General features: G+C 62.6%; 22 protein-coding genes. 12 read left to right on the top strand and 10 right to left on the bottom strand.

All coding sequences use genetic code 11. The annotated features are described in order from the left end of the window. Positions 1–11 precede the first annotated feature (11 nt). Both LB543_RS08540 and LB543_RS08545 read left to right on the top strand, forming a co-directional pair. Entirely contained in the window at positions 12–638 is a 627-nt protein-coding gene (locus tag LB543_RS08540; protein WP_224613757.1) for a LysE family translocator, read from the top strand. A gap of 151 nt (positions 639–789) precedes the next feature. Beyond that, the gene (locus LB543_RS08545; RefSeq protein WP_140762894.1) at positions 790–1191 is read left to right on the top strand and encodes an SET domain-containing protein; all 402 of its coding nucleotides are present in this window, start codon (positions 790–792) and stop codon (positions 1189–1191) included. Here LB543_RS08545 and LB543_RS08550 read toward each other — a convergent pair. The 4 genes from LB543_RS08550 to LB543_RS08565 form a co-directional block, all read right to left on the bottom strand. Further along, positions 1188–2138, bottom strand: coding sequence for a cytochrome c (locus LB543_RS08550; protein ID WP_224613787.1), 951 nt, complete (start codon positions 2136–2138; stop codon positions 1188–1190). The genes LB543_RS08545 and LB543_RS08550 overlap by 4 nt on opposite strands. 33 nt (positions 2139–2171) lie before the next feature. Then, complete coding sequence (locus LB543_RS08555) at positions 2172–2609, bottom strand: c-type cytochrome (RefSeq protein ID WP_140762892.1); 438 nt, start codon at positions 2607–2609, stop codon at positions 2172–2174. A gap of 262 nt (positions 2610–2871) precedes the next feature. After that, positions 2872–3474 carry a superoxide dismutase gene (locus LB543_RS08560; RefSeq protein WP_140762889.1) on the bottom strand — a complete coding sequence of 201 codons (603 nt, stop codon included), beginning with the start codon at positions 3472–3474 and terminating at the stop codon, positions 2872–2874. A 177-nt stretch (positions 3475–3651) separates the two neighbouring features. Beyond that, positions 3652–4530: a branched-chain amino acid aminotransferase gene (locus LB543_RS08565; RefSeq protein WP_140762886.1), complete on the bottom strand. Its 879-nt coding sequence runs from the start codon at positions 4528–4530 to the stop codon at positions 3652–3654. A gap of 155 nt (positions 4531–4685) precedes the next feature. Between LB543_RS08565 and LB543_RS08570 the strand changes: the two genes are divergently transcribed. Both LB543_RS08570 and LB543_RS08575 read left to right on the top strand, forming a co-directional pair. Beyond that, on the top strand, positions 4686–5348 hold the full coding sequence (locus tag LB543_RS08570) for a haloacid dehalogenase type II (protein WP_224613758.1): 663 nt from the start codon (positions 4686–4688) through the stop codon (positions 5346–5348). A gap of 171 nt (positions 5349–5519) precedes the next feature. Then, a complete protein-coding gene (locus LB543_RS08575; RefSeq protein WP_140506114.1) occupies positions 5520–6344 on the top strand; it encodes a L,D-transpeptidase in 825 nt (274 codons plus the stop codon). Positions 6345–6407: 63 nt separating this feature from the next. Here LB543_RS08575 and LB543_RS08580 read toward each other — a convergent pair whose 3' ends face one another. Both LB543_RS08580 and LB543_RS08585 read right to left on the bottom strand, forming a co-directional pair. Next, positions 6408–8921: a CoA transferase gene (locus tag LB543_RS08580; protein ID WP_224613759.1), complete on the bottom strand. Its 2514-nt coding sequence runs from the start codon at positions 8919–8921 to the stop codon at positions 6408–6410. A gap of 16 nt (positions 8922–8937) precedes the next feature. Further along, positions 8938–10635, bottom strand: a complete 1698-nt coding sequence (locus LB543_RS08585) for a GMC family oxidoreductase (protein WP_224613760.1) — start codon at positions 10633–10635, stop codon at positions 8938–8940. Between the two features lie 191 nt (positions 10636–10826). Between LB543_RS08585 and LB543_RS08590 the strand changes: the two genes are divergently transcribed. Next, the gene (locus tag LB543_RS08590) at positions 10827–11753 is read left to right on the top strand and encodes a LysR family transcriptional regulator (RefSeq protein ID WP_224613761.1); all 927 of its coding nucleotides are present in this window, start codon (positions 10827–10829) and stop codon (positions 11751–11753) included. 89 nt (positions 11754–11842) lie between these two features. On the opposite strand, the gene LB543_RS08595 is transcribed toward LB543_RS08590, so the two are convergent. Beyond that, positions 11843–13390: a helicase HerA-like C-terminal domain-containing protein gene (locus LB543_RS08595; protein WP_224613762.1), complete on the bottom strand. Its 1548-nt coding sequence runs from the start codon at positions 13388–13390 to the stop codon at positions 11843–11845. Positions 13391–13729: 339 nt separating this feature from the next. Here LB543_RS08595 and LB543_RS08600 point away from each other — a divergent pair, with 339 nt between their 5' ends. From LB543_RS08600 to LB543_RS08610, 3 genes are all read left to right on the top strand, one after another. Then, positions 13730–15172 (top strand): methylmalonyl-CoA mutase subunit beta, encoded by a 1443-nt coding sequence (locus LB543_RS08600; protein WP_224613763.1) that lies wholly within the window; start codon positions 13730–13732, stop codon positions 15170–15172. Continuing rightward, positions 15169–17289 (top strand): methylmalonyl-CoA mutase, encoded by a 2121-nt coding sequence (gene scpA / locus LB543_RS08605; protein ID WP_224613764.1) that lies wholly within the window; start codon positions 15169–15171, stop codon positions 17287–17289. Before LB543_RS08600 ends, scpA begins: the two co-directional genes overlap by 4 nt. 63 nt (positions 17290–17352) lie before the next feature. Beyond that, complete coding sequence (locus tag LB543_RS08610) at positions 17353–17580, top strand: AbrB/MazE/SpoVT family DNA-binding domain-containing protein (protein WP_224613765.1); 228 nt, start codon at positions 17353–17355, stop codon at positions 17578–17580. Between the two features lie 16 nt (positions 17581–17596). Here the strand turns inward: LB543_RS08610 and greA are convergent, their stop codons facing one another. Next, positions 17597–18070 carry a transcription elongation factor GreA gene (gene greA / locus LB543_RS08615; RefSeq protein WP_140762856.1) on the bottom strand — a complete coding sequence of 158 codons (474 nt, stop codon included), beginning with the start codon at positions 18068–18070 and terminating at the stop codon, positions 17597–17599. A 117-nt stretch (positions 18071–18187) separates the two neighbouring features. On the opposite strand from greA, the gene LB543_RS08620 reads away from it, so the two are divergent. Further along, complete coding sequence (locus LB543_RS08620) at positions 18188–19564, top strand: TIGR03808 family TAT-translocated repetitive protein (RefSeq protein ID WP_224613766.1); 1377 nt, start codon at positions 18188–18190, stop codon at positions 19562–19564. A 9-nt stretch (positions 19565–19573) separates the two neighbouring features. Here LB543_RS08620 and LB543_RS08625 read toward each other — a convergent pair whose 3' ends face one another. Beyond that, positions 19574–20578 (bottom strand): asparaginase, encoded by a 1005-nt coding sequence (locus LB543_RS08625; RefSeq protein ID WP_224613767.1) that lies wholly within the window; start codon positions 20576–20578, stop codon positions 19574–19576. A gap of 76 nt (positions 20579–20654) precedes the next feature. After that, the gene (locus LB543_RS08630; RefSeq protein ID WP_140762845.1) at positions 20655–21821 is read right to left on the bottom strand and encodes an acetyl-CoA acetyltransferase; all 1167 of its coding nucleotides are present in this window, start codon (positions 21819–21821) and stop codon (positions 20655–20657) included. 198 nt (positions 21822–22019) lie between these two features. On the opposite strand from LB543_RS08630, the gene betI reads away from it, so the two are divergent. The 3 genes from betI to LB543_RS08645 are packed head-to-tail and all read left to right on the top strand — an operon-like array spanning position 22020 to position 25143. After that, positions 22020–22610 (top strand): choline-responsive transcriptional repressor BetI, encoded by a 591-nt coding sequence (gene betI, locus LB543_RS08635; protein WP_224613768.1) that lies wholly within the window; start codon positions 22020–22022, stop codon positions 22608–22610. Next, positions 22607–24136 (top strand): choline-sulfatase, encoded by a 1530-nt coding sequence (gene betC, locus LB543_RS08640; RefSeq protein ID WP_224590608.1) that lies wholly within the window; start codon positions 22607–22609, stop codon positions 24134–24136. The genes betI and betC overlap by 4 nt, the downstream gene beginning before the upstream one ends. Beyond that, positions 24133–25143, top strand: coding sequence for a threonine/serine dehydratase (locus LB543_RS08645; protein WP_224613769.1), 1011 nt, complete (start codon positions 24133–24135; stop codon positions 25141–25143). Before betC ends, LB543_RS08645 begins: the two co-directional genes overlap by 4 nt.

Genomic DNA, 25143 nt, shown 5'->3' on the forward strand with positions numbered 1-25143 from the left:
TGAACGCCGCGGTGATCGATCTGTCCACATTGATAGCCTACATCGCGGTTGTGTTCGGCTTTGTCTTCATTCCGGGTCCTGCCACGCTGTTGACGATCGCGCGCGCGACAAGTTCGGGAACGAGGGTCGGGATCGCCACCGGCGCCGGGATCGCGGCCGGCGACGTGTTTCATACCGTCATGGCGATGGTCGGCATCTCGGCGATCATCGCCACATCGGCGACGCTGTTCAGCATCGTAAAGTATATCGGCGCGGCCTACCTCGTTTACCTCGGCATTCGCGCCATCATCGAGAAAGCGCCGACCGATCCGACCGCCGGCGCGCTTGCAATCTCCGCCGGCAAGGCGTTTCGACAGGCCGTCCTGACCGAGGTGCTCAACCCCAAGACCGCGCTTTTCTTCCTAGCGTTCCTGCCTCAGTTCGTGCGGCCCGAAAACGGATCGGCGATGGTTCAGTTGGCCGCATTGGGGATCATCTTCGTCGTGCTGGGTCTATTCAGCACAGTGGTGTTTGCCGTAAGCGCAGGGCGGCTCGGCAGTTTCCTGCGCCGAAATCCGACGATGCTGAAATGGCAGGGCAAGGTTGTCGGCGGCATCTATTGCGCCTTGGGTGTCCGCCTGGCCTTGCAACAGCGCTGAGGCCAGGCGGCCCAGGTTTGCCGGCAGGCATGATGATCATGATTTTTTGAGTTCCGCCCGGCTGATTTTCGCTCGCAATTGCGACGGTCGCGCGCTACCCAAAGCACGATTTTCCCGGGCAACGAAGCCCGAACTCGCACAAGGGTCCATTATGCTGCTCGTCGACGTCTATCTCGACAAATCGCCGATCCAGGGCATCGGCGTGTTTGCCAAGAACCACATTGCCAAGGGCACGCTGGTCTGGAGGCTCGACCCCCGGTTCGACCGGATCATCGACGTCGAGACCTATGAGAGCGAGACCGGGCCGGTGAAGAACTATCTCGACCGCTATTCCTACCCCGACCGGCGCGATCCGGCCTATATCGTCTTCGAAGCCGACGACGCCCGCTACATGAACCATGACGACGAGCCGAATTGCGATGTCTCGTCGCCCGAGGAAACCTACGCCTTGCGCGACATCACCCCGGGTGAGGAATTGACCTGCAACTACCACCATTTCTTCGAAACGGGCTTCGATTTCCTCGGCGATCGCCACCTGGAATCCGAAGATTAGTTCGTGCTTTTCTTGCGGGCCGGATAGCCGTTGGGGTGCGGCGGCACCGCTTTGAGATAGGCGGCAATCGCCGCACGGTCGTCCGCCGTCAGCTCGGCCATGTTGCGCTGCACGTCGACCATGGCTCCGCCGACGGAATCGAAATCTGGCGTGAACCCGGTTTCGAGGTAGTTTGCGATGTCGGACGCGGACCAGCTGCCGATACCCCCCTCGCCCGAAGTGACGTTCGCCACGACGCCCGAGCCCTCGGCGGCCACGGCACCGGCCAGCCATTGGCCCGTCCTGATGCCGCCAGCCAAGTCGCGCGGCGTATGGCATTCGCCGCAATGACCCGGCCCTTCGACCAGGTAGCGGCCTGCCATCACGGGTTCCGGCGTGCCATCAGGCAGGGGAATGACAGGCTGGTCGCTGAGATAGAGGCGCTTCCACAGGCCGATGCCTCGCCGGATGTTGAACGGGAACGCCAACGAATTGCCCGGCGCCTTGCCGGCGACGGCGGGAAGCGTCTTCAGGAAAGCGTAGAGGTCGGCGACATCAGATAGTTTCATGCGCGCGTAAGAGGCATAGGGGAATGCCGGATAGAAATGCTCACCCGTGGGCGAAACACCCTTCAACATGGCATTGGCGAGATCCTCGACCGACCATGCGCCGATGCCATCCTTGGGATCTTGCGAAATGTTGGGCGGAACAAAGGTGCCGAACGGCGTCTTGAGTTCAAGCCCGCCCACGAGCTGAAGCCGTGCATCGCCCTGCGACCCGGGTTTCGCGTGGCAGGAGGTGCAGCCGCCGGCATAGAAGATGCGCTTGCCGCGGGCAACATCGCCGGGGCCGAGTTGGGCCAGGGCGGTTGCTTCCAGCCTGACCGGCGCCGACAGCAGCCACCCGGCGGCCGCGCCGGCGATGCCAAGAACGAGGGCTGCGCCGGCGAGCTTCCTCAGCCATGCCATGGCTGGCGATTTAAGCCATGCCATGTCAGGCGATCAGCCCTTCTTAACCCTGTAGCCCTGATGGCAGGTGCCACAGTCCGAGCCGATGGTTCCGATCTGCGTCTTCAGCGCGTCGACGTCGGCCGGAGCGGTTGCGACCGTGGCCTTGACGTTGGCGAGATACCTATCCTCGGTCGCCTTGAAGCCGGCCATGTCTTCCCAGATCTTTGGCGCCGCCGTGGTGTCGCCGGCATCGCTGCCCTTCGGGAACAAGGCCTCTACGTCGAATTTCTCGGCATTTACCTGCAACGCCTGCAACTGCGTCAGCACCGCGGCGGCATCGAAGGGCTCCTCGCCTTTGGCCACTTTCGACAGGCCGCCGACGATCTTTCCGCGTTCCTTCATCAGAGCCTGCCGGTCGAGGATCGGATCGGCAAAGGCGGCCGACGCGGCGAGCGCGAGCATGGAGATGGCGATGACAAGCTTTCTCATTCATTTAGCTCCGTGAGAAGGTATTTCAGGACAGGACGTTAACGGATGCGGGAGGAGGAATATTCCCTTCTCTCCGCATGGATTTGGACGACCCTACAGCATGTCGCGGCGAATAGGATTCGCACGACCTGCTGTAAGCTTCTGATTTTATGCATGTCGTTGTCCCGGAACCGACGACACTTCCGGGCGACATGCATTAGCTGCGGTGGGGCTTCGACATAAAAGAAAAGGCCCGGGGGTGCCGGGCCTTTCGGAAGATCGATCAGGCATTTGCCTTTTGGTAGAGTTCGAGCACGTGATCCCAGTTGATCAGGCTGTCTACGAAGGCCTCGAGATATTTCGGGCGAGCGTTGCGGTAGTCGATGTAATAGGAGTGCTCCCAGACGTCGACGCCGAGGATCGGCGAGGCGCCGTGAACGAGCGGGTTTTCGCCGTTCGGCGTCTTCGAGATCGCCAGCTTGCCGTCCTTGACCGAAACCCAGGCCCAGCCCGAACCGAACTGCGTCGTGCCGGCGGCGATGAAATCAGCCTTGAACTTGTCGTAGCCGCCGAGATCGCTGTCGAAAGCCTTCTGCAGCGCGCCAGGCAGCTTGTTGCCGCCGCCGCCCTTCTTCATCCACTTCCAGAAATGGATGTGGTTGTAGTGCTGCGCGGCATTGTTGAAGAGACCGGCATTCTTGCCGAACGACTGCTTGACCACTTCTTCGACGGAAAGATCGCCAAGGCCGGCTTCGGCGGCGAGCTTGTTGCCGTTGTCGACATAGGCCTTGTGATGCTTGTCGTGGTGATACTCCAGCGTCTCTTTCGACATATAGGGCTGCAGGGCCTCATAGTCGTAGGGCAGAGCGGGCAATTCGAAAGCCATGGGTAGTACTCCCTCGTGGAAAATCCGGTGTGGATACCGGAGTAAGATAGGTCGGGGTTGAGCTGGAACAACTCCGGAAGTGGAGCGTCGGTTCCCTTTCTAAGCGGGTTCCCGAGAACTGTCACACGCTTTTCCCGCGGCCAACCGCGCAGCGACAAAAAGGCCGGACTGGCCGCCTCAGCCAGCCGAGGTCGAATGCGCCCAATCCCAATAGAGTTCGCGTGCCTTCTTGGCCACCGGGCCAGGTTGCAGGTCGCGGTCCTCGATGCGGGTGATCGGCACCACCTTGGAGTGGTTGCCGGTCGAGAAGATTTCGTCCGCTTCGAGGAAATCCCGCACCGACAGCGTCTTTTCGGTCGTCCTGAACCCATAGTCGCCGAGCAGCGCCATCGTGCGCGAGCGGGTAATGCCGGACAGGAAGGTTCCATTGGGCGCCGGCGTCAGCACATGGCCGTCCTTGACCAGGAAGATGTTCGAACTTCCGGTCTCCGCGACATTGCCCAGCATGTCGAGCACAAGCGCATTGTCGAAGCCGCGCGCCTTGGCCTCGAGGATGGCGCGGCCGTTGTTGGGATAGAGGCAGCCGGCTTTGGCGTTGGTCGGCATGGTTTCGATGGTCGGGCGCCGAAACGGCGACACGGTCACGGAAAAGCCTGTCGGCGAGATCATCGGCGATTCATAGAGGCACAGGCAGAAACGGGTCGAGGCGGGATCGGCCGGCACGCCCATGTAGCCGCCATGCTCGGCCCAGTACATCGGCCTGATGTAGACCGCCGTCTTGCCGTCGAACTTCTTCAATCCGTCCCAGGTCAGCCCGACGATCCGCTCGGGCGTCATGTTCGGCGCCAGTCCGAGCGCGGTCGCCGAGGCATTGACGCGTGCGGCATGAAGTTCGAGATCGGGCGCGACGCCCTCGAACCAGCGAGCTCCGTCGAACACGCTGGTGCCGAGCCACATGGCGTGGCTGCGCGGTCCCAGAATGGCGACATTGCCTTCATACCAATCGCCATCGACGAAAGTCCATGTCGCGGATTGCGCCGCCGCAGCCAGTGTCATCGCGTTTTCCTGTTCCGGTCAATCTTGTGTGACAACATTGGATGATGCTTTGGTCGCTGCCGTCAACCAGCATCGGGGAGTTTTGTTGAGGCCAGCGACGGGTGCGAGGCAATCAAGGCTTGCACCTTGTCCCGCCTCGCCTCAAAACTGTTGCCATGCAATACGCCGCCTATGTTTTCGACGCCTATGGCACGCTGTTCGACGTACACGCGGCCGTGCGCCGCCATGCAGACGCGATCGGACCGGACGGCCAGCTCCTGTCCGAAGTCTGGCGCGCCAAGCAACTCGAATACTCCTGGGTGCGCACGCTGATGAGCGCCTATGCCGATTTCTGGCAGTTGACGGAACAGGCGCTGGAGTTCGCCTTGCGCAAGGTCCCTTCGGCCGATCCGAGCCTCAAGGCGAAACTGCTGGAAGCCTATTGGAGGCTGGACTGTTATCCCGAAGTGCCGGCCGTGCTGAAAGCGCTCAAGGCTTCGGGCGCCAGGCTGGCGATCCTCTCCAATGGCTCGCCCGAAATGCTGGAGGCGGCGGTCAAGTCCGCGGCACTCGACCAGGTCCTGGACGACATCTATTCGGTCGATGCGGTGCGTCGCTTCAAGACCGATCCAGCGGTCTACGACATGGTCGCCACCGGCTGGCGGCTTTATCCCGGCGCGATCTCCTTCCAGTCCTCCAATCGCTGGGACATCGCGGGCGCCACCAAATTCGGCTTCCGCACGGTTTGGATCAACCGCTCCAACCAGCCGGAGGAATATCGGGACTTGCCGCCGGCCCTGATCCTGCCGTCACTGGAGGCACTCGTATCCGGCGCCTGATAGACCTGTGGCTCCAACGCCACAGTGGCGGCGCAGTCACAGCTTCGCCTTTGTTTGTCCACGTTCGAGCCAGAATCGGAACCGCCTATCGCCTCAGGTGTTGTCAGGCACCCGCGGCCGACGTCGGCGTGTTGACGCTTTGTTGCGATCTGAGTCTTAAAGAAGGCAGCCATGTCCATAACCGAAATCGAATCTTATCGCCTGAGCCGTCGCGGCTTTCTCAACGCCGCAGCCCTGGGCGCCGCCTCGATCGCGGTTTCGGCATGCGCCACCACGGGACCGGGGCCAGCCGAGCCGCCGCCGCCAACCTATGTCGAGCCTCCGCTCGCCGACTATGCGTCGATGTACGCGGCTGTCAGCGATGGCGGCTTCGATCTGCCGGCCATCCCCGTCGACAGGATCGATCCGCAGTTCCTGCGCCAGATTGTGCCCGATCCGACCGGACAGAAGCCGGGGACCATCGTCGTCGATACGACGGGCCATTTCCTCTATCTGGTTCGCCCGGGCGGCCAGGCCATCCGCTATGGCGTCGGCCTCGGGCGCGCTGGCTTCGAATGGTCGGGCGACGCGGTCGTCCAGTGGAAGCAGAAATGGCCGAAATGGACGCCGCCGGACGAGATGGTCGCTCGCCAGCCGGAATTGAAGCAGTACAGTGCCGACAATGGCGGCATGCCCGGAGGCTTGAAGAACCCGCTCGGGGCGCGCGCGCTCTATCTCTTCCAGGGCAATGTGGACACGCTCTATCGCCTGCACGGCTCGCCGGAATGGCGTTCGATCGGCAAATCGGTGTCGTCGGGCTGCGTGCGCCTGATGAACCAGGACATCATCGACCTTTATGATCGCGTGCCGTCGAAAACGCCGGTCATCGTCACCAGCGACGCCCGCCAACCGATGGTGGCGACGGCCAATCACAAGGCCATCCCGATCGACGCCGGCGTGCCGGACGGATCGGTCCTGCTCGGACCGGTCAAAGCGGTGACGGACGCGATTTTCTGAGTTGATCGATATCCAAGGCGGCGAACCACGCCGCCTTGGAGTTTGAGCCATTGGTGTCTGTTCTCAGCCTGGCAAATAGGCGCTGCTCCAGGAAACGCTGGCGGCACCCGACTTCAGTATTCTGTCGATTTCAGCATCGTCATAGCCGACGGCGGCGAGAACGGTGCGTGTCGAGGCGCCGTATTTCTCTGCCGACGCAAGAGCATAGACCTTTCCCTCGCTGGGCCGGACGGCGAAAGGATCAAGTTGGGTCACCGCGTGGCCGCTCGGGTGATCCGGGAAGACGGAGAATGAGTAACTGCCATATTCGGTACCAGGCCTGCCGTCCGCCATCCTTGCGTTCCGGTCCCGGATCGTCTCGATGTTCTCGCAAGGCGATGCACCGATATCAGCCTCGACAAGGCGCTGTTGCCAAATCTCGGCCGGTTCGGTCATGAATATCTTGGCCAGATGGGTCTCCCGGTCGGGCTCCGGTATCGAAGCCAGCCCTGTCAATCCCTCTACTGTCTCGAAGCGTGGTAAGTCGGCGTCCGACGCACATAGCAGGATCGAACCACCGGACGCCGTTTCATAAAGCCGGGACAATGGGTCGAACCCTTTTGTCTCGCGGCCCGCCGGTTCGTCGAATGGTCGGCGGCCCTCATAGTCGTAGCAGAAGGGGATCTGCGCCAGCCCTGTCAGCGCCGACAGCGACGTGCGTGGCCGGCCGACAACGCCGGTTGTGGATTTCTGGAAAAGCGCGGCAGCCACGCCGACAGCGGCGCCAAAGCCGCACATGACGTCGATGGTGCCGACATGGGCATGTTCTTCCGGCGTCTGCATCGATCCCCCAAACCGAAGCATGATGCCGGTCGCCGCCTGAACCAGATCGTCATAGCCAAGATAGTTGGTGCGCGGTCCGACGCGGACGCCACTGAAGCAATCGAGCTGACAGAAAATTGCGTCGGGGTTGAGGGCTCTCATCCCTTCGAGGTCGAGTCCCATGACTTCGACCTGACGGTCGGTGGCGTTCCAGACGACGACATCCACGGACTTGACCAATCTCTCGAATGCCTCGCGCCCGTCAACGGTTGCGATATCCAGCAGCGCGGATTTTTTGCCGCGCATGTGCGACATGCCAAAAATCACCGTGTTCCAGCAGTCGTAGAACGGTTTTGCCGGATCGATCTTGATCACCTCCGCGCCGAAGCGGGCGAGGTACGCGACCGAGTGCGGGCCCGCGATGACGTTGCAGAGGTCGAGTATCTTGATGCCGTCGAGCCAGCCGACCGAGGCATTGGCGGTTGGAACAGGCGGGAGCTGCCGTTTCACTTCAGCCAGCCTTGCCTGGGCCTCGGCCACGGTTACCCAGCTACGCGGCACCGGGTTCAGCATGGCTTGCGCACTTTCCTGCAGCCATACCATCGGCCCCGGCTGGATCATGCGGCCCAGTATGGGATCGTCGACCTCGATCATCAGGCCAGTTGCCCTGGCATGATCGTCGGCGATCCATTCCTGCAGCCAACGCTGCGGTGCTCCCGGAAACAGCCCCTCGCCGAAAATGCGCTCCCATTGCGCCGCAGTGCGGGTCAGGAAAACCGCTTTCATCCTTGCGGCAATCTTGTCGGCCCAGAATTTCGGCAAGGGATAGACGCCGAGCGACGCGTCCGACGACCATTCCGAGACGGGAAGATAGGTGTCGTCTTCCTCGCGGAGCCCTTCACTCACGAGTTCATCGTAAAGGCCCAGCGTCTGCAGGCAGCGTTTGGCGTGGTTCTTGTGGCTTGGGCAGACGACGTAGAACATCCGACCGTCGCCGCACATGTAGCTGCGATAGAAGGGATCGAGGAATTCCTGCAAGTCGCCGTAGGACATGTCCATCGGCAGGCCTTCCTTGCGGCGCCGTTCGATCTCCCGTTCGCGCTGCGTCTGATAGCGAAGCGGATAGTCTTCGATCCTGATGGAGTTGTAGGATAAGCCCTCCATCACCGCGCTGGCGAGCGGCACTTCGATATGGTCGCCGTGTCCGGTCCGCTGGCGGCTTTGAAGAGCCAGAACGGTTGCGGAAGCCGCGAGCATGGTGCCATAGGCGGAGGCCAGGGGCAGCGGCGAAAAGGACGGATTGATCCCCATCAGCACCCGGTTGAGACCCATGTCCGTGAAGACGCCGGACGAGGCCGCGATAACGGTTTCGAAGGCGCGCCAGTCGCTGCGCAGCTGATCGTTCGAGGCGAAGCCGGGGATCGATACCGTGATCAACTCGGGACGGGCTTTTCGCAGCGCTTCGAAGTCGATGCCGAGCCGGGCCAGGACCTTCGGCCTGAAATTCTCGATGACGATGTCGGCCTCGGCAACCAGCGCGTTCGCCTCGTTCAAGCCCGCAGCGGTTTTCAGGTCGATCGTGACGCTCAACTTGTTGCGGTTGAGAATTGCATTGGCCGGATTGTCCCAGAGCGGACCCGAGGGGGGATCGACATGAACGACACTCGCACCGAGATCGCCCAGGATCATGGCCACCGCGGGACCGGCGATGTACTGTCCGAAGTCGATGATCTTGATGCCGGACAGCGGCAGTGCCGAACGCGAAATCGATGTCATGGTGGTGATCTCTTGCTCAGTGTCCGTGTCGCTGCGCGTCGTCGATGATCCAGCGCGCCGCCTTTTCGGCGATCATCATCGTGGGAGCACTGGTGTTGCCGCTGGTGATCGTCGGCATCACGCTGGCGTCGACAACCCGCAATCCCTCGATGCCGCGGACACGCAGCCGACTGTCGAGAACGGCCATCCCGTCGTCGTTGTGCCCCATCCTGACGGTTCCCACGGGATGGAAGATGGTGTTTGCGATGTCGCCCGCGAGTTTCGCGAGATCTTCATCGCTCTGGAATTCCACGCCGGGCTTCCATTCGACGGGATTATATCTTGCAAGCGCCGGCTGGCCGACGATCGACCTAATCTGCCTGATGCTGTCGGCGGCAATCTTGCGATCTTCCTCGGTGCTCAAATAATTGGGGGCTATGGCGGGCGCTTCCCCGCGCCGAGCGGAGCGGACCCGCACACTGCCGCGACTGGTCGGATTGAGGTTGCAGACGCTGGCGGTGAAGGCCGGGATGGTGTGCAGGGGTTCGCCGAACGCGTCGAGACTAAGCGGCTGCACATGATATTCGAGATTGGCGTGCGCCTGGCCTGGATCGGAGCGTGTGAACGCGCCGAGTTGCGATGGCGACATGCTCATCGGCCCGGTGCGCTTCAAAGCGTATTCCAGTCCGATCATAGCCTTGCCGGCAAGACTGTTGGCAAGCGTGTTGAGTGTTCTGGCATTGGTGACCTTGAAGACGGCGCGAATCTGCAGATGATCCTGCAGATTTTCTCCAACGCCTGGGAGATCAAGCTCGACGTCGATGCCGGCCCCCTTGAGAAGCGCCGCCGGGCCAATTCCCGAGAGCTGCAATATGTGCGGAGAGCCAATCGCCCCGGCCGACAGGATGACCTCACATTTCGCCTGCACCGATATCAGCCGATTGCGCCTGTGCAGGAACAATCCCGTGCACCGCTTGCGCCCATCCGGCGTGGTTTCGATGCACAGCCTGTCGACTTCGGCCTCCGTCCAGATCGCCAGGTTGCGGCGATGGCGAACCGGCCGCAGAAAGGCTTTCGACGTGTTCCACCGCCAGCCGGATTTCTGGTTGACCTCGAAGTAACCGACACCTTCGTTGTCGCCGCCGTTGAAATCGGAAGATCGGGGGATGCCCGCCTGAACAGCGGCGTCGGTGAAGGATTCGAGAATGTCCCATTTGAGACGCTGCTTTTCGATGCGCCACTCGCCGCCGTGGCCATGCATGTCCGAGAACCGGCTGTTGTCGCCTGTGGCGGGGTCGGCGCCGTTGTCGAGGCGATAGTGATCCTCATGCGCCATGAAGTCCGGCAGCGATTTTTCCCATGACCACTCGCCGTCGCCGGTGACTGCCGCCCACTGATCGTAGTCGCGAGACTGGCCGCGCATGTAGATCATGCCATTGATCGAGGAGCAGCCCCCCAGGACCTTGCCCCGGGGATAACGCAGGGAGCGGCCGTTTAGACCCGCCTCGGGCTCGGTGTTGTAAAGCCAGTCGGTACGCGCATTGCCGATGCAGTAAAGATAACCCACGGGAATGTGAATCCAGGGGTAGCTGTCGTTCCGGCCAGCCTCGATCAACAGAACCCGCCTGGTGGGATCACTGCTGAGACGGCTGGCAAGCAGGCAACCCGCCGATCCGGCGCCGACCACTATGTAATCGAAAACGTCAATATCCGAGCGAACGCCGCGCGCCTTCATTCCCGTCAATCCTCCGCGAAATGCGATGAACAGCAGCGCCGCGCCGCGTTCACAAGGGCACTGCAAGCCGGGTGTTTCTTATAATTCCCATCGCCCGCGACCATCATCGACATGCCTCCCATGCCACAATGCGGCTATCCGCTTGCTGAATCCAATGATAAATTGAAGAAACGATTATAACGGAAATTTATATGGACCATCTGGATTTCAGGTTGGTGAAGGCGTTCGTTACCGTGGCGCAGGAAGGCAACGTCACCAAGGCGGCCGAATTGCTGAATCTCACCCAGCCCGCCGTCAGCCTTCAGCTCAAACGGCTTTCCCAGGACGTCGGAGTGACATTGTTCCATCGGACCGCCGGCGGACTTGAATTGACGCGCGACGGCGCGCTGCTTGCGGCCAAAGGCCAGCAGGTGCTGGCCCAGGCGGCCGAGTTCAGACAGACCGCCAGGCATCTCAGCACGAAGCTGCGCGGCAAACTCAGGATCGGTACGATCATCGACCCTGAATTCACCCGCCTGGGCGCGTTTCTGCAGGCTCTCGCCGAAAGCGGCCCGGGCATGGAGACAGAACTTCGGCAAGGCATGAGTGGCGAGGTCGCCATCCGGCTGAAGCGCAACGAACTGGATGCCGGCTTTTTTCTCGGCGATCTCGACGATTTCGGCACCAGCACCGATGCCGCCGACACGCAATCCGAGGCCCAGTTCTTCATCAAGCCATTGTCACGCATGACCTATCGCGTCGTGGCGCCGCCTGGCTTTGCCGGCATGGTGGCAGGGCGGGACTGGAAGGAGCTTGCCGAGCTTCCCTGGATCGGCACTCCATCGGAATCGGTCCATAACAGGCTACTTGCGAGGCAATTTGGCGGCCTCAAGCAGAATATCGTCGCCCTGGTCGACCAGGAAACCTCGATGCTGGCGATGGTTCGTACCGGCCTCGGGCTGAGCCTCTGCCGGGAATCGATCGCGCTCAATGAACGGCAGGCAAACGGCCTGGTTATCGCAGACAGGGTCAAGCTGGAGACTAGCCTGTGTTTTGCCTGCTTGTTCGCGCGGCGATCCGATCCAAATGTCTCTCTGGCCTTCGACGTCATCGAGCGAATCTGGCGCGGTGAACATTAGACACGCCTTCAGCCCGGCGCCGAAGCTGCCGAGGGCTTTGAAGCCGTCGGTCAAGGTCGCCTGCGAAGGCATCCACGGTCCGGAGCGGCTTAACGTCCCCGCGAAAGGCTCCCCAGAATCCCGCGCACGATCGCACGTCCGACCGACGAGCCAACCGAGCGTACCACCGACTTGATCGCGGCTTCCGCCACCGTCTGGCGGTTGGAAGGGCGCGGGGCCGGGGCGCGCCGGCCGCCGGACTGCGGCGCTGGATCGTCATTGCCGAAGCCTGGAATGGTCCAGCGCGAGCCGCCAGTGCCTGCCTGCTGCGCCTGCGCCTCTGCGTCCTGCGTCTCCTTGGCCTTTTTCTGCAGCATCTCGAAGGCCGATTCGCGGTCGATGACCTGGTCATACTGGCCGGTGACTGGGCTTTCCCCGATCAGCTTCTGCCGCTCGGCGGGGGTGATGGGTCCAAGCCGCGACGACGGCGGACGGACCAGCGTGCGCTGGACCATCGACGGAATACCCTTGGCCTCCAGCGTCGAGACCAGCGCTTCGCCGGTGGCAAGCTGGGTGATGGCGGTGGCGCAGTCGAAGTCCGGATTGGGCCGGAAGGTTTCGGCCGCCGTCCTCACCGCCTGCTGCTCGCGCGGCGTGTAGGCGCGCAGCGCGTGCTGCACGCGGTTGCCGAGTTGGGCGAGGACCTTTTCGGGAATATCCAGAGGGTTCTGCGTGACGAAATAGACGCCGACGCCCTTGGAGCGGATCAGGCGGACCACTTGCTCGACCCGATCGATCAGCACCTTCGGCGCCTCGTCGAACAAGAGGTGCGCCTCGTCGAAGAAGAACACCAGCTTCGGCTTGTCGGGGTCGCCGACTTCGGGCAGTTCCTCGAACAGCTCCGACATCAGCCAGAGCAGGAACGTCGCGTAGAGGCGCGGATTCATCATCAGCTTGTCGGCGGCCAGCACGCTGATGGCGCCGCGACCGTCACGGGTCGTGCGCATGATGTCGGAAATCCGCAAGGCCGGCTCACCGAAGAAGTTCGCCGCGCCCTGCTGCTCCAGCACCAGCAGCGTGCGCTGAATGGCGCCGACAGAGGGTTTCGTTACATTGCCATAGCGGGCGCTGATCTCTTCGGCGCGCTCCGCAATGTTGGCGAGAAGCGCCTGCAGGTCCTTGAGGTCGAGGAGAAGCAGGCCCTCTTCATCGGCAATGCGGAAGGCAATGTTCATGATCCCTTCCTGTGCGTCCGTCAGGTTCATCAGCCGCGACAGGAGCAGCGGTCCCATTTCCGAAATGGTCGCGCGGATGGGGTGGCCCTGCTCACCGAACAGGTCCCAGAAGATGACCGGAAATTCCTGGAAGTCGTAAGGGTCGAGCTTGACCTGTTGTGCCCGCTTGACCAGGAAATCCTGGGCAGTGCCCATCATGGCGATGCCGGAAAGGTCGCCCTTGATGTCGGCGCAGAAGACCGGCACGCCGGCATTCGAAAAACCTTCGGCCAGGATCTGCAAGCTGACGGTCTTGCCGGTACCGGTGGCGCCGGTCACCAGGCCATGGCGGTTGCCATATTGCAGCAGCAGATTTTCGGGGCGCTGATAGCTGTCGTCGGGCTTGCGGCTGGCGCCGATGAAAATACTGGTATCGTCAGCCATATGTCCGGTCTCCGCAAACTGATGTGTCTAAAGCCAGCCTTTGCCCGAAAGGTATAGTGAGGCCGTTGCACAGCGACAATGACAATTGTCCAACGCGGGCCAATCATCCAATCGGGTAATCGTCCAATGGGGTAATCGCCAGGAGCGGATTTTGGAACTTGCGAATTTCGATGGTGTTTGGCAATCGTTCATGGTCCGCCTACGCAAGCCGCCCTATATCAGGTGGATCGAATATCAGGTGAGAGGGATTCGGGCCTTGGACGCGCATTGCGATAACCGACCGGGGACCGTAGACTGGGCTGTCCGGTCTGGTGCGGCCACATAGAACGAGGACGATGAATGGGCGCCGGAGCCTTGACCAGGGATGTTGAGCCAACGGATGCGCAGCGTCAGCGATGGCTGGCCTTGGCGGAAAAGGCGTTGGCCGGCGCACCCTTCGAGGAAAAGCTGGTCTCGCACACCGACGACAACATCCGCGTCGAGCCGCTCTATGACCGCGCGACCGGAGCCGAACCGATCGTGCGCGCCAATCCTCAATCGCCCTGGATCGTCAGCCAGCGTGTCGACGACCCCAATGTCGATCGCGCCAAGGGCCAGGCCCTGGAAGACATCGCGCAGGGGGCGACGGGACTGTCGCTTGTCTTCGAGGGTGCCCCGAACGCGTTCGGCTACGGCCTGCCGAGGACGGCGCAGGCACTGGAGACGGTGCTGGAGGGCGTGCCCCTCAACAGGATCCAGATCCGCATCGACACCCACCCCTGGAGCCGCCCCATGGCTGACTGGCTGGTGGCGTTCCTGAGCAAGCGCCGCTCCGATCCGGCAAAGCTCAATCTTTCCTTCGGCATCGATCCGGCTGCTATCCTCGCCGGCACCGGCCGGCTGCGCATGTCGATCGAGGCGCTGCAGGAATCGATGCCGCAATCGCTGGCGCATTTCTTCTCGATGGGCGTCCCCGGTGTGCTTCTGGAGGCGGACGGTCGCGTCTTTCACAACGCCGGCGCCACGGAAGCTCAGGAACTCGGCATCATGCTGGCTTCGGCGGTTTCGTATCTGAGAATGTTCGAGAAGGCGCGGCAGCCGCTCGTCTATGCCGCGCCTCATATCGGTTTCGCGCTCAGCGTCGACCAGGACCAGTTCCTGTCAATGGCCAAGGTTAGGGCCTTGCGCAGGCTGTGGGCACGAGCCCAGGAGGCCTGCTCGATCCCCAATTCCACGGCCAACATCCATGCCGAGACATCATTTCGCATGATGACGGCATTGGACCCCGAAAACAACATCCTGCGCACGACGATCGGCTGCTTCGCCGCGGCGGCGGGAGGCGCCGATTCGATCTCCATCCTGCCGCATACGATCGCGCATGGCCTGCCGGCTGCTTTTGCCCGCCGCGTCGCGCGCAACGCGCAGCTGATCATGGCCAATGAAAGCCATGTCGATCATGTCGCCGATCCCGCCTATGGCTCCGGCGCCGTCGAAGCGCTTACGTCAGACCTTTGCGAAGCAGCGTGGGCAGAATTGCAGACGATCGAGGCAGAGGGGGGCGTGCTGTCCAGCCTTCGGGACGGACATATCCAGCAGCGCGTCCGCACTGCCGCCGCCCAGCGCGGCATTGCCTTCAAGTCAGGCGAGCGGGCCATCATCGGCGCCACGCTTCACCCCTTGAAGAGCGAGCGTCCGGTCGAGACGCTGAACGCAGAGCGGCGACCTGCCTTCACCGAGGGTGTCGTCCTGTGCGAAGCGCTGTCGCCGGTCCGCATCGATCAATCCATCGGGGCCGCTTCTTGATTCCGGATTTCAGTCAGATCGGCTGGGTGCCACCCCGCCGCGCACCGGTCGAGGTCAAGGGACAGCGGACGACGCCGGAAGGTCTTGTCGTCAAGCAGTTGTACAGCCAGGGCGACCTCAAGGGGTTGCCGCATCTCGACACCTATCCGGGCCTGGCGCCCTTCGTGCGCGGCCCCTACCCGACCATGTATGTCCAGCAGCCCTGGACGATCCGGCAATATGCAGGTTTTTCGACCGCCGAGGAGTCCAACGCCTTTTACCGGCGCAACCTTGCCGCCGGCCAGAAAGGTCTTTCGGTTGCCTTCGATCTCGCCACGCATCGCGGCTATGATTCAGACCATCCGCGTGTCGCCGGCGATGTCGGCATGGCGGGCGTGGCCATCGATTCCATCCTCGACATGCGGCAGTTGTTCGACGGCATTCCGCTCGGCGACATGACCGTGTCGATGACTATGAACGGCGCGGTTCTGCCGATCATGGCGCTCTACATCGTGGCGGCCGAAGAACAAGGCGTCGCGCAGAAGGATTTGGCGGGGACCATTCAGAACGACATTCTGAAGGAGTTCATGGTCCGCAACACCTACATCTATCCGCCGAAGCCCTCGATGCGGATCGTCTCCGACATCTTCTCCTACACCTCGAAGAACATGCCGAAGTTCAATTCGATATCGATCTCCGGCTATCACATGCAGGAGGCAGGCGCGACCGCCGACCTGGAACTCGCCTATACGATCGCCGACGGCATCGAATATGCCCGCGCCGGCGTCGCGGCAGGGCTCGATATCGACCGCTTCGCGCCGCGCCTGTCCTTCTTCTGGGCGATCGGCATGAACTTCTTCATGGAAGTGGCAAAGCTCAGGGCCGCACGCCTATTGTGGGCGACGCTGATGAAAAAGAACTTCGCGCCGAAGGACGAGCGGTCGCTGTCCCTGCGTACCCATTGCCAGACCTCCGGCTGGTCGCTGACGGCGCAGGATCCCTACAACAACATCATCCGCACCATGATCGAGGCGATGGCCGCGACCCAGGGGCATACACAGTCGCTGCACACCAATTCCTTCGACGAAGCAATGGCGCTGCCGACCGACCATTCGGCGCGCATCGCCCGCAACACGCAACTCATCCTGCAGAAGGAATCCGGTACCACGCGCATCATCGATCCGTGGGGCGGTTCGGCCTATCTCGAGCGGCTGACGCACGATCTGGCGGCGCGTGCGCTTGCCCATATCGAGGAGGTCGAGGCTCTCGGCGGCATGGCGGCGGCGATCGAAAAGGGCATACCCAAGCTGCGCATCGAGGAAGCCGCGGCCCGCACGCAGGCGCGCATCGATTCCGGCGAGCAGATGCTGGTCGGCGTCAATGCGCATCGCCCCGGAACCGATATCGAAGTCGACGTTCTGAAGATCGACAATGCCGAGGTCAGGGCCAGGCAACTCTCGAAGCTGCAACGGCTGAAAGGCACGCGCGACGTCGCCTCCGTCGAAAGCGCGCTGGATGCGCTGACCCGTGCCGCACAAGGCCAGGAGAACCTCCTGGAGTTCGCCATCCGCGCCGCGCGCGCCAATGCCACTGTCGGCGAAATCTCGTTCGCCTTGGAAAGAGCCTATGGGCGCCATGTGGCCGCGGTGCAGACCATTTCCGGTGTCTACCGCAAGGCGCTTGGCGACAATCCTGTGGTCGATCGGCTGCAGGACAAGCTTGATGCCTTCGAAAAGAAAAACGACGGCAAGCCGCGCATTCTCGTCGCCAAGATGGGACAGGACGGCCACGACCGCGGGCAGAAGGTGATCGCCACCGCCTTCGCCGATCTCGGCTTCGACGTCACCGTCGGCGCCATGTTCCAGACGCCGGAAGAGATCGCCAGGCTGGCTGTCCAGCATGACGTCCACGTCATCGGCGCCTCATCACTGGCAGCGGGCCACCTGACGCTGATCCCCGAATTGCGCGACACGCTGAAGAAGCTCGGCCGAGGCGACATGCTGATCGTGGCCGGCGGCGTGATCCCGCCGCAGGACTACGATGCGGTGCTGCGAGCGGGTGCTGCGGAAATCTTCCCACCGGGCACGGTCATCCCGGAAGCGGCGGAGCGGCTGCTGGATCGGCTGCTGGCGCGTTGAGCGAAACATTGTAGCGCCGGAAAGGTTGTGTCACAATGACGAACGCAACCAAGGGTAACAGCCGTGAAGACTATTGTCCGCAAGCTCGACGACGGATCAGGTGTCGTGATCTTGCCGCAGGAAATGCTGGACAACCTGAACATGCGAGTAGGCGATCAATTCCAGATCATCGAAACCGATGACGGCGTCATTCTAAGACCGGTGAGAAGTGACGACGTCGAACGGCAGATGCGCGCTGCTCGTGATGTCATGGACCAGTATGAGGCCGCATTGCAAAGGATGGCCAAGTAGACGGACCTAGCTTGCGTCAACTCTCCGAGAGCTTGACGATCTCCCACTCCTTGCCGTTGACGCTGGCGACGTCGCCGAGCTTCTTGCCAAACAGCGCGACCGCCATCGGCGAGACATGCGAAATGCTGCCCTTGGCTGGATTGGCTTCGTCCTCGCCGACGATCTTCCAGTGCACCTTCTTGCCATCATCACTTTCCAGCGTGACTCCCATGCCGAAGCGGACGACATCGCTGCCGGGCTCAGGCACGGAAAGCTCGGCACTCTCGCGCCGCGCGGTCCAATAGCGAAGATCGCGCGACACGACCGCGATGCGCTCGCGGTCGGCTTTCCGCTCCGCTTTCGCCATGATATCGCGCAGATCGGCCAGATTGTCCTCGATCTGCGCCAGGCCGCGCTCCGTCACAAGGTTACGGTGCGTGCTGATCGGCCGCTCGCCAACGCCGGCGATGGCATTCTCGCTGTCTTCTTCGCGGGTAAAAGCTCTGCTCATTGCCTGAACTTAGGCGCCGAGTAGCTGCTCGGCAAGCCATTGCCGCTGAGAAGAGGCGCGCCGGACGTCTGGCATGATTCCTGCGGTGTCGGGGCTGAACACTGGGATTCTGTGCCGATGTTGAACAGACGAACGTTGCTGACGCAAACCGCCGGCTTTGCCGTCATGGGCCTTGCGCTCGGCAAGGCGACAGCCGCCAGCCTGACGGGCATCGAGAAAGCCTCGATGCGCGGCTCGATCAACGCCACCGAACTTGGCGTGCAGCCGGGTACGTTTGACGACCAGAGCAAGGCCTTCGCCAAGCTGCTGCGCGACGCGAACGGCCGCGACATGCCGGTCTTCCTGCCGCCCGGCACCTATGTGGTGTCCAATCTCTCGCTGCCCGGCCGCGTGCGTCTTTCCGGCGTGCCGGGTGCCACGCGGATCGTCTACGGCGGCGACGGCCATCTGTTCATGACCGAACAGGCCGACCATATCGAACTCAGCGGGCTGGTCTTCGACGGCTCGAACCGCTCGATGGGCGACTACGCACAGGGGCTGCTCGATTTGCGCCGGGTCGCGCACCTGGTGGTGGATAACTGCCAGATCACAGGCAGCGGCAAGAACGGGCTGGCGCTGGAACATGCGGTGGGCCGGATCGAGCGCTCGGACATATCCGGGGCCGCCGATGCCGGCATCTATTCAGTCGAAGCCGGAGGCCTGGCAATTTCAGGCAACACCGTCTCCGATTGCGCCAATGGCGGCATCCTGGTGCATCGCTGGCAAGCGGCGGAAGACGGCACCATGGTCACCGGCAACCGCGTCGAACGCATTGGCGCGCGCAGCGGGGGTACCGGCCAGAACGGCAACGGCATCAATGCCTTCCGCGCCGGAAATGTCGTCATCTCGGGCAATGTGGTTTCGGACTGCGCTTTTTCGGCGATCCGGGCCAACAGTTCCAGCAATTTGCAGATATCGGGCAACACCTGCTCACGCTCGGGCGAGACCGCGGTCTATTCCGAATTCTCGTTCGAGGGCGCCGTCATCAGCAACAATATCGTCGATGGTGCGGCCAACGGCATCTCGATCGTCAACTTCAACGAAGGCGGCCGCATGGGTGTCTGCTCCGGCAACATCGTGCGCAATTTGTCGACCAGCGGCCCCTACACAGCGGACCCGCCAGGGTTCGGTGTCGGCATTGCCGTCGAAGCCGACACCATCGCTTCCAACAACGTCATCGAGAACGCGCCGCTCTATGGCATGTCGATCGGCTGGGGGCCGTATCTGCGCAATGTCGTGGCCACCGGCAACATCATCCGCAAGGCAGGCACCGGCATCGTCGTCAGCGTGGTCGAGGGTGCCGGCACTGCCGTCATTTCCGACAATGTCATCGATGGTGCGCTGAACGGCGCTGTTGTCGGGCAGCGCTGGGCGGAGCCGGTAACTGCTGACCTCACCCAGACCAGCAGCAGCGGTTATGCGCATCTGTCCGTCGAGCGCAACCGCGTCAGCTGATCGCTGCTTTCAATTCAAGGCCGGCGTCGGCCTCAGCGCCCCGACCTTGGCGCCAATCCGGCTTTCGATCGGCGCGTTCGCCAGTTCGAGCAGCTTCGCCGCCAAGGCCTCGTCCGCCCGCAGCAGCCTGGCGAGCACGGCGGCAGCGATGGCGTCGCCGGCGCGCCCGGCACCGTCATCGCATTTGACGGCGATACCGAGGCCGAGTTCCGGAATTGCGGCACAATGGACGCCCTCGGCTCCGCCTTTCGCAAAGATTCGGCCAGGTGCTGCCTCCATCAAGGCAAGATCGGCACGGCCGGTGCCGGCGACAAAGAACGGTTCCGCCATGCAGGCAGAGAGAAGGCGCTTCGCAGCCTTTGCCCGTTCCGGGCCAAAGCCCTGTGCCGTGGCCATGCGCGCAAAGCCGCGCGCGAAACTCCTCAGCGGCACCGCATAGGTCGGGATCGAGCAGCCGTCGATCGCGCGTTCGTCGACACCATGGACAGCGCCGGTGACTGCCTGCATGGCGTCGCGCACCATTTCCTGCAGAGCGTGATCCGGTCTCACATAACCGCGATGCGCGATGCCTGAATGGACGCAGGTGCATAAGAATCCGGAATGCTTGCCGGAACAATTGTTATGCAGCGCATTTGGCGAACCGCCGGCACGCGCGAGCGCAATCTCCGCGCCATGGTTCGAGGGCCAGTGGGTCCCGCATTCGAGCGCCGACCCGTCCAACCCAGCCCTGGCCAGCATGGACCGCGCCAGTTCGACATGCGCAGGCTCGCCGGAATGGGAGGCACAGGCCAGCGCCAGTTCGCGGTTGCCGAAGCCGTACGCATCGGCAGCACCCGTTTCGACAAGCGGCAGGGCCTGGATCGCCTTGACGGCGGAACGGGGAAAGACCGGCTTCGAAGTGTCGCCGATCTCCAGGACCGGCTTGCCGTCGGCATCGAAGACGGCGACGGCACCGCGATGGGCGCTCTCGACAATGGCGCCGCGCAAAACCTCGATCAGAACCGGATTTGTCATGTCACCTCCCGCAAAATCAAAATTTTACAGCGTCCTTCGCCCCCCCAACGGCGCGCGGCGCTGTAATGCGGGCGGTCTATCTGATCCGGTCCAGAATGGAAACGTAGTTGGCGACAGCCGCACCGCCCATGTTGAAGATGCCGCCGAGTTTCGCTCCCGGCACCTGGATGCCGCCGGCTTCGCCGACAAGCTGCATGGCGGTCAAGACATGCATGGAGACGCCGGTGGCGCCGATCGGATGGCCCTTGGCCTTCAGGCCGCCGGAGGGATTGACCGGCAGGCGGCCGTCCTTTGCCGTCGTGCCATCCAGCGCCAATTTGGCGCCCTCACCGGGCTTCGCCAACCCCATCGCCTCATATTCGATCAATTCGGCGATGGTGAAGCAGTCATGCGTTTCGACGAAGGAGAGATCATCGAGCGTCACGCCGGCATTCTTCAGCGCGCGGGTCCAGGCCTGTTCGCAACCTTCGAAGGTCAGGATGTCGCGCTTCGACATCGGCAGGAAATCCTGCACATGCTCGTTGGCGCGGAAGGCGACGGCACGGCGCATCTTCAGCGCCGTTGCCGTGTCGGCAAGGATAAGGGCTGCGGCACCGTCGGAAACCAGCGAGCAGTCGGTGCGCTTCAGCGGACCGGCGACGAAGGGGTTCTTTTCGCTCTCCTGCCTGCAGAATTCATAGCCGAAATCCTTGCGCATCTGCGCATAGGGATTGTCGACGCCATTCTTGTGGTTCTTGGCGGCAATCATGGCGAGCGCATCCGACTGGTCGCCATAGCGTTGAAAATAAGCCTGCGCGATCTTGCCGAAGACGCCGGCAAAGCCGGCCGGCGTCTCGCCGTCCTCGGGCAGATAGGACGCCTTGAGCAGGTTCTTGCCGATTTCCGGCCCGGGCGTCGTCGTCATCTGCTCGGCTCCGACCACCAGCACGATCCGGGCGGCGTTTGCGTCGATGGCGCGAATGCCCTGCCGGACGGCGGCCGAACCGGTGGCGCAGGCGTTCTCGACGCGCGTGGCCGGCTTGAAGCGCAACCGGTCGTCCGCCTGGAGCACCAGACTTGCCGTGAAATCCTGCGGCGAAAAGCCGGCGTTGAAATGGCCAAGCACGATCTCGTCGACCTCGTCTGGACCGATGCCGGCATGATCGAGCGCGTCCGTCGCGACCTTGACGATCAGGTTTTCGAGCGTTTCACCCTCGAGCTTGCCGAAACGCGAATGCGCCCAGCCAACGATGCATGCGGTCATGGCGGTCTCCATCCTTGGCGCCAGCCTCGCCCGTGGCTCGTGGCGTGCTTCGCCTTTATTGTTCAAATATAAACATTCTTGCCCGGACCGTGAAGGGCCGCAATGCAACAATCGCTTGGTGCAGGTCGCGCGAGCGTCGATTTTTTTATTGATTGACGCGTCAATAAAAAATAATCTCCCCGCAAAATCGGAAACAACATGCCAAAAGTCGGAATGGAGCCATTGCGCCGCAAGGCGCTCATCGACGCGACGATCTCGGCGATCGGCGAGCGTGGCTCGCTTGACGTGACCATGTCCGAGATTGCCGGGCGCGCTGGTGTGTCTTCAGCTCTTGCCCATCACTATTTCGGCGCCAAGGATGAGCTGCTGTTCGCGACGATGCGGCACATCCTGGCTGAACTGACCACCGACATGCGCCGCGCGCTTCAATCCGCCACTTCCCCGCGCGAGCGCGTCTCGGCCGTGGTCGCCGTCAATTTTTCCGACATCCAGTTCCAGGCGGAGACCATCGCCGCATGGCTCGCCTTCTATGTCGAGGCGCAGCAGTCGTCCTCGCTGCGCCGGCTACTTAGAATCTACGCAAGGCGGCTGCATTCGAACCTGATGAGCGGATTGACCGGCATCCTGCCCAGGACCGAAGCCGACCGCGCCGCGGAAGCGACGGCGGCGATGATCGACGGGCTCTACATCAGGCGCGCGCTGAAGGATGGCGTGCCCGACGCCGCGACCGCGATCGCGCTGGTCGAGGATTATCTCGAAACCAAACTTGGCGGACGGCACAAACAGTGACAGCGAAGCGACCCAATTTCCTGATTATCATGGTCGACCAGCTCAACGGGACCTTTTTCCCGGACGGCCCGGCGGAATTTCTGCACACACCGCATCTGAAAGCGCTGGCCGCGCGTTCGGCGCGCTTCGCCAACAACTACACCGCCTCGCCGCTCTGCGCACCGGGCCGTGCCTCGTTCATGAGCGGCCAGTTGCCGTCACGCACCGGTGTCTATGACAATGCGGCGGAATTCACCTCGTCGATCCCGACCTTCGCCCATCATCTGCGTGCCGCCGGCTACTACACATGCCTGTCGGGCAAGATGCATTTCGTCGGACCGGATCAGTTGCATGGGTTCGAGGAGCGGCTGACCACCGACATCTATCCGGCGGATTTCGGCTGGACGCCGGACTACCGCAAACCCGGCGAGCGCATCGAGTGGTGGTATCACAATCTGGGTTCGGTGACCGGCGCCGGCGTCGCCGAAACCACCAACCAGATGGAGTATGACGACGAAGTCGTGTTCCTCGCGTCGCAGAAGCTCTATCAGCTTTCGCGCGAACAGGATGATGCGAGCCATCGGCCCTGGTGCCTTACCGTCTCGCTGTCGCATCCGCACGATCCCTATGTCGCGCGAAAGCAGTATTGGGATCTCTATGAGCATTGCCAAGCGCTGGACCCGGAAACCGGGTTCATCGCGCATGACGATCAGGACACGCATTCCCAGCGGCTGTACCACGCCAGCGACTATCCCTCTTTCGACATCACGCCCGAGCAGGTGCGTCGTTCGCGGCGCGGCTATTTCGCCAACATCTCCTATGTCGACGACAAGGTCGGCGAACTCCTGGACGTCCTCACGCGAACGCGCATGCTCGACGACACGATAATCCTGTTCTGTTCGGATCACGGCGACATGCTCGGCGAGCGGGGCCTGTGGTTCAAGATGAGCTTCTTCGAAGGCTCGGCGCGGGTGCCGTTGATGATTGCCGGCAAGGGCATTCGTGCCGGGCTGATCGAGGCGCCGGTCTCAAATCTCGACGTGGCACCAACGCTTTGCGACCTCGCCGGCATCGATATCGAGGCGATCGCGCCATGGACCGACGGCCAGTCGCTGCTGCCGCTCACCCAGGGCGGGCAGCGCACGGCACCGGTATTGATCGAGTACGCCGCGGAAGGCTCCTATGCACCCTTGGTGGCAATCCGTGATGGCAGATACAAATTCGTCCATTGCGAACTCGATCCGCCGCAATTGTTCGATCTCGAGGCCGATCCGCTCGAGCGGGACGATCTCGCCGACGACCCTGCCAATGCGAGCCTGGTGGCGGCATTCATGGAAAAGGTGCGGTCGCGTTGGGACATGGCCGGCTTCGACGCCGCCGTGCGCGAGAGCCAGGCACGCCGCTGGGTCGTCTATCCGGCGCTGCGCAACGGCGCCTATTATCCCTGGGATTTCCAGCCGCTGCAGAAGGCGTCCGAGCGCTACATGCGCAATCACATGAACCTCGACAATCTCGAAGAGAGCAAAAGGTATCCGCGAGGCGAATGATGGCAGACCTTCTCGTCCCTTCCCTCGATCATCTCAGAAAGGCCTATGCCGTCACCTCCCAGGCGACGCAGGTCACGCCATTGCTGGAATCGGCGGCGCTCGCCAAGGAAACCGGTGCGGCCCGCGTCTTCATCAAGCCGGAATCGCTGCAATGGGCCGGATCGTTCAAGGTTCGCGGCGCCTATTGGCGGCTGAAGCGGCTTTCGCCCGACGAGGCGAAGAAGGGCGTCGTCGCCTATTCCTCCGGCAATTTCGCGCAAGGGCTGGCCGCGGCCGGCCAGGCGCTCGGCATTCCGGTGACCATCGTCATGCCAATCGATGCGCCGGCCGCCAAGCGTGACGCCACCGCAGGCTACGGCGCGCGCGTCGTGCTGACCGATCACGGCGATCGGGCCCGCGAGGAAGTAGCCGCCGCCAAGGCGCGCGGGATCGCGGAGACCGAAGGCCTGGCCCTGCTGCATCCTTTCGACGATCCGGAGATCGTCGCCGGCCAGGCGGGCGCCGGCCTCGAAGCGCTCGATCAATTGTCCGCCAAGGACGCCAGCGCTGATCTTTTGTTTTGCTCGGTCGGCGGCGGTGGGCTGATCGGCGGCGTTTCGCTCGCCTTCCATTATCTGTCGCCGGCGACCGAGATCATCGGCGTCGAGCCCGAAGGTTTCAACGGCATGGGTTCCTCGCTGGCGCATGGCAGCATCGAGACCATGCCGATCGGCCCGAAATCGATCTGCGACGGGCTGATGTCACGACGGCCGGGCGACGCGCCGTTCGCGGCGGTCAAGACCGCGGGCGTTCGCGGCATCACTGTCGACGACCAGTCGGTGCGCGGCGCCATGCGGATCGCCTTCGAGCGGATGAAGCTGGTGCTTGAGCCGTCTGGCGCGGCATCACTCGCGGCACTGCTCGGCGGCAAGGTCGATGTGAAGGGCAAGACCGTCCTTGTGGTTGCAACCGGCGGCAACGTTTCGCTCGCCGATTTCATCACGCATATAAACGATGGGCGCATTTGA

The organism is Mesorhizobium sp. ESP7-2 (assembly GCF_020164715.1).
In the GTDB taxonomy this organism is placed as follows: domain Bacteria; phylum Pseudomonadota; class Alphaproteobacteria; order Rhizobiales; family Rhizobiaceae; genus Mesorhizobium.

What these genes read in the sequence shown, in the direction of transcription:
- LB543_RS08545 (WP_140762894.1), top strand. Translation starts at nt 790, where the DNA reads ATGCTGCTCGTCGACGTCTATCTCGACAAATCGCCGATCCAGGGCATC.
- LB543_RS08550 (WP_224613787.1), bottom strand. Translation starts at nt 2,138, where the DNA reads ATGGCATGGCTGAGGAAGCTCGCCGGCGCAGCCCTCGTTCTTGGCATC.
- LB543_RS08555 (WP_140762892.1), bottom strand. Translation starts at nt 2,609, where the DNA reads ATGAGAAAGCTTGTCATCGCCATCTCCATGCTCGCGCTCGCCGCGTCG.
- LB543_RS08560 (WP_140762889.1), bottom strand. Translation starts at nt 3,474, where the DNA reads ATGGCTTTCGAATTGCCCGCTCTGCCCTACGACTATGAGGCCCTGCAG.
- LB543_RS08565 (WP_140762886.1), bottom strand. Translation starts at nt 4,530, where the DNA reads ATGACACTGGCTGCGGCGGCGCAATCCGCGACATGGACTTTCGTCGAT.
- LB543_RS08570 (WP_224613758.1), top strand. Translation starts at nt 4,686, where the DNA reads ATGCAATACGCCGCCTATGTTTTCGACGCCTATGGCACGCTGTTCGAC.
- LB543_RS08575 (WP_140506114.1), top strand. Translation starts at nt 5,520, where the DNA reads ATGTCCATAACCGAAATCGAATCTTATCGCCTGAGCCGTCGCGGCTTT.
- LB543_RS08580 (WP_224613759.1), bottom strand. Translation starts at nt 8,921, where the DNA reads ATGACATCGATTTCGCGTTCGGCACTGCCGCTGTCCGGCATCAAGATC.
- LB543_RS08585 (WP_224613760.1), bottom strand. Translation starts at nt 10,635, where the DNA reads ATGAAGGCGCGCGGCGTTCGCTCGGATATTGACGTTTTCGATTACATA.
- LB543_RS08590 (WP_224613761.1), top strand. Translation starts at nt 10,827, where the DNA reads ATGGACCATCTGGATTTCAGGTTGGTGAAGGCGTTCGTTACCGTGGCG.
- LB543_RS08595 (WP_224613762.1), bottom strand. Translation starts at nt 13,390, where the DNA reads ATGGCTGACGATACCAGTATTTTCATCGGCGCCAGCCGCAAGCCCGAC.
- LB543_RS08600 (WP_224613763.1), top strand. Translation starts at nt 13,730, where the DNA reads ATGGGCGCCGGAGCCTTGACCAGGGATGTTGAGCCAACGGATGCGCAG.
- greA (WP_140762856.1), bottom strand. Translation starts at nt 18,070, where the DNA reads ATGAGCAGAGCTTTTACCCGCGAAGAAGACAGCGAGAATGCCATCGCC.
- LB543_RS08620 (WP_224613766.1), top strand. Translation starts at nt 18,188, where the DNA reads ATGTTGAACAGACGAACGTTGCTGACGCAAACCGCCGGCTTTGCCGTC.
- LB543_RS08625 (WP_224613767.1), bottom strand. Translation starts at nt 20,578, where the DNA reads ATGACAAATCCGGTTCTGATCGAGGTTTTGCGCGGCGCCATTGTCGAG.
- LB543_RS08630 (WP_140762845.1), bottom strand. Translation starts at nt 21,821, where the DNA reads ATGACCGCATGCATCGTTGGCTGGGCGCATTCGCGTTTCGGCAAGCTC.
- betI (WP_224613768.1), top strand. Translation starts at nt 22,020, where the DNA reads ATGCCAAAAGTCGGAATGGAGCCATTGCGCCGCAAGGCGCTCATCGAC.
- LB543_RS08645 (WP_224613769.1), top strand. Translation starts at nt 24,133, where the DNA reads ATGATGGCAGACCTTCTCGTCCCTTCCCTCGATCATCTCAGAAAGGCC.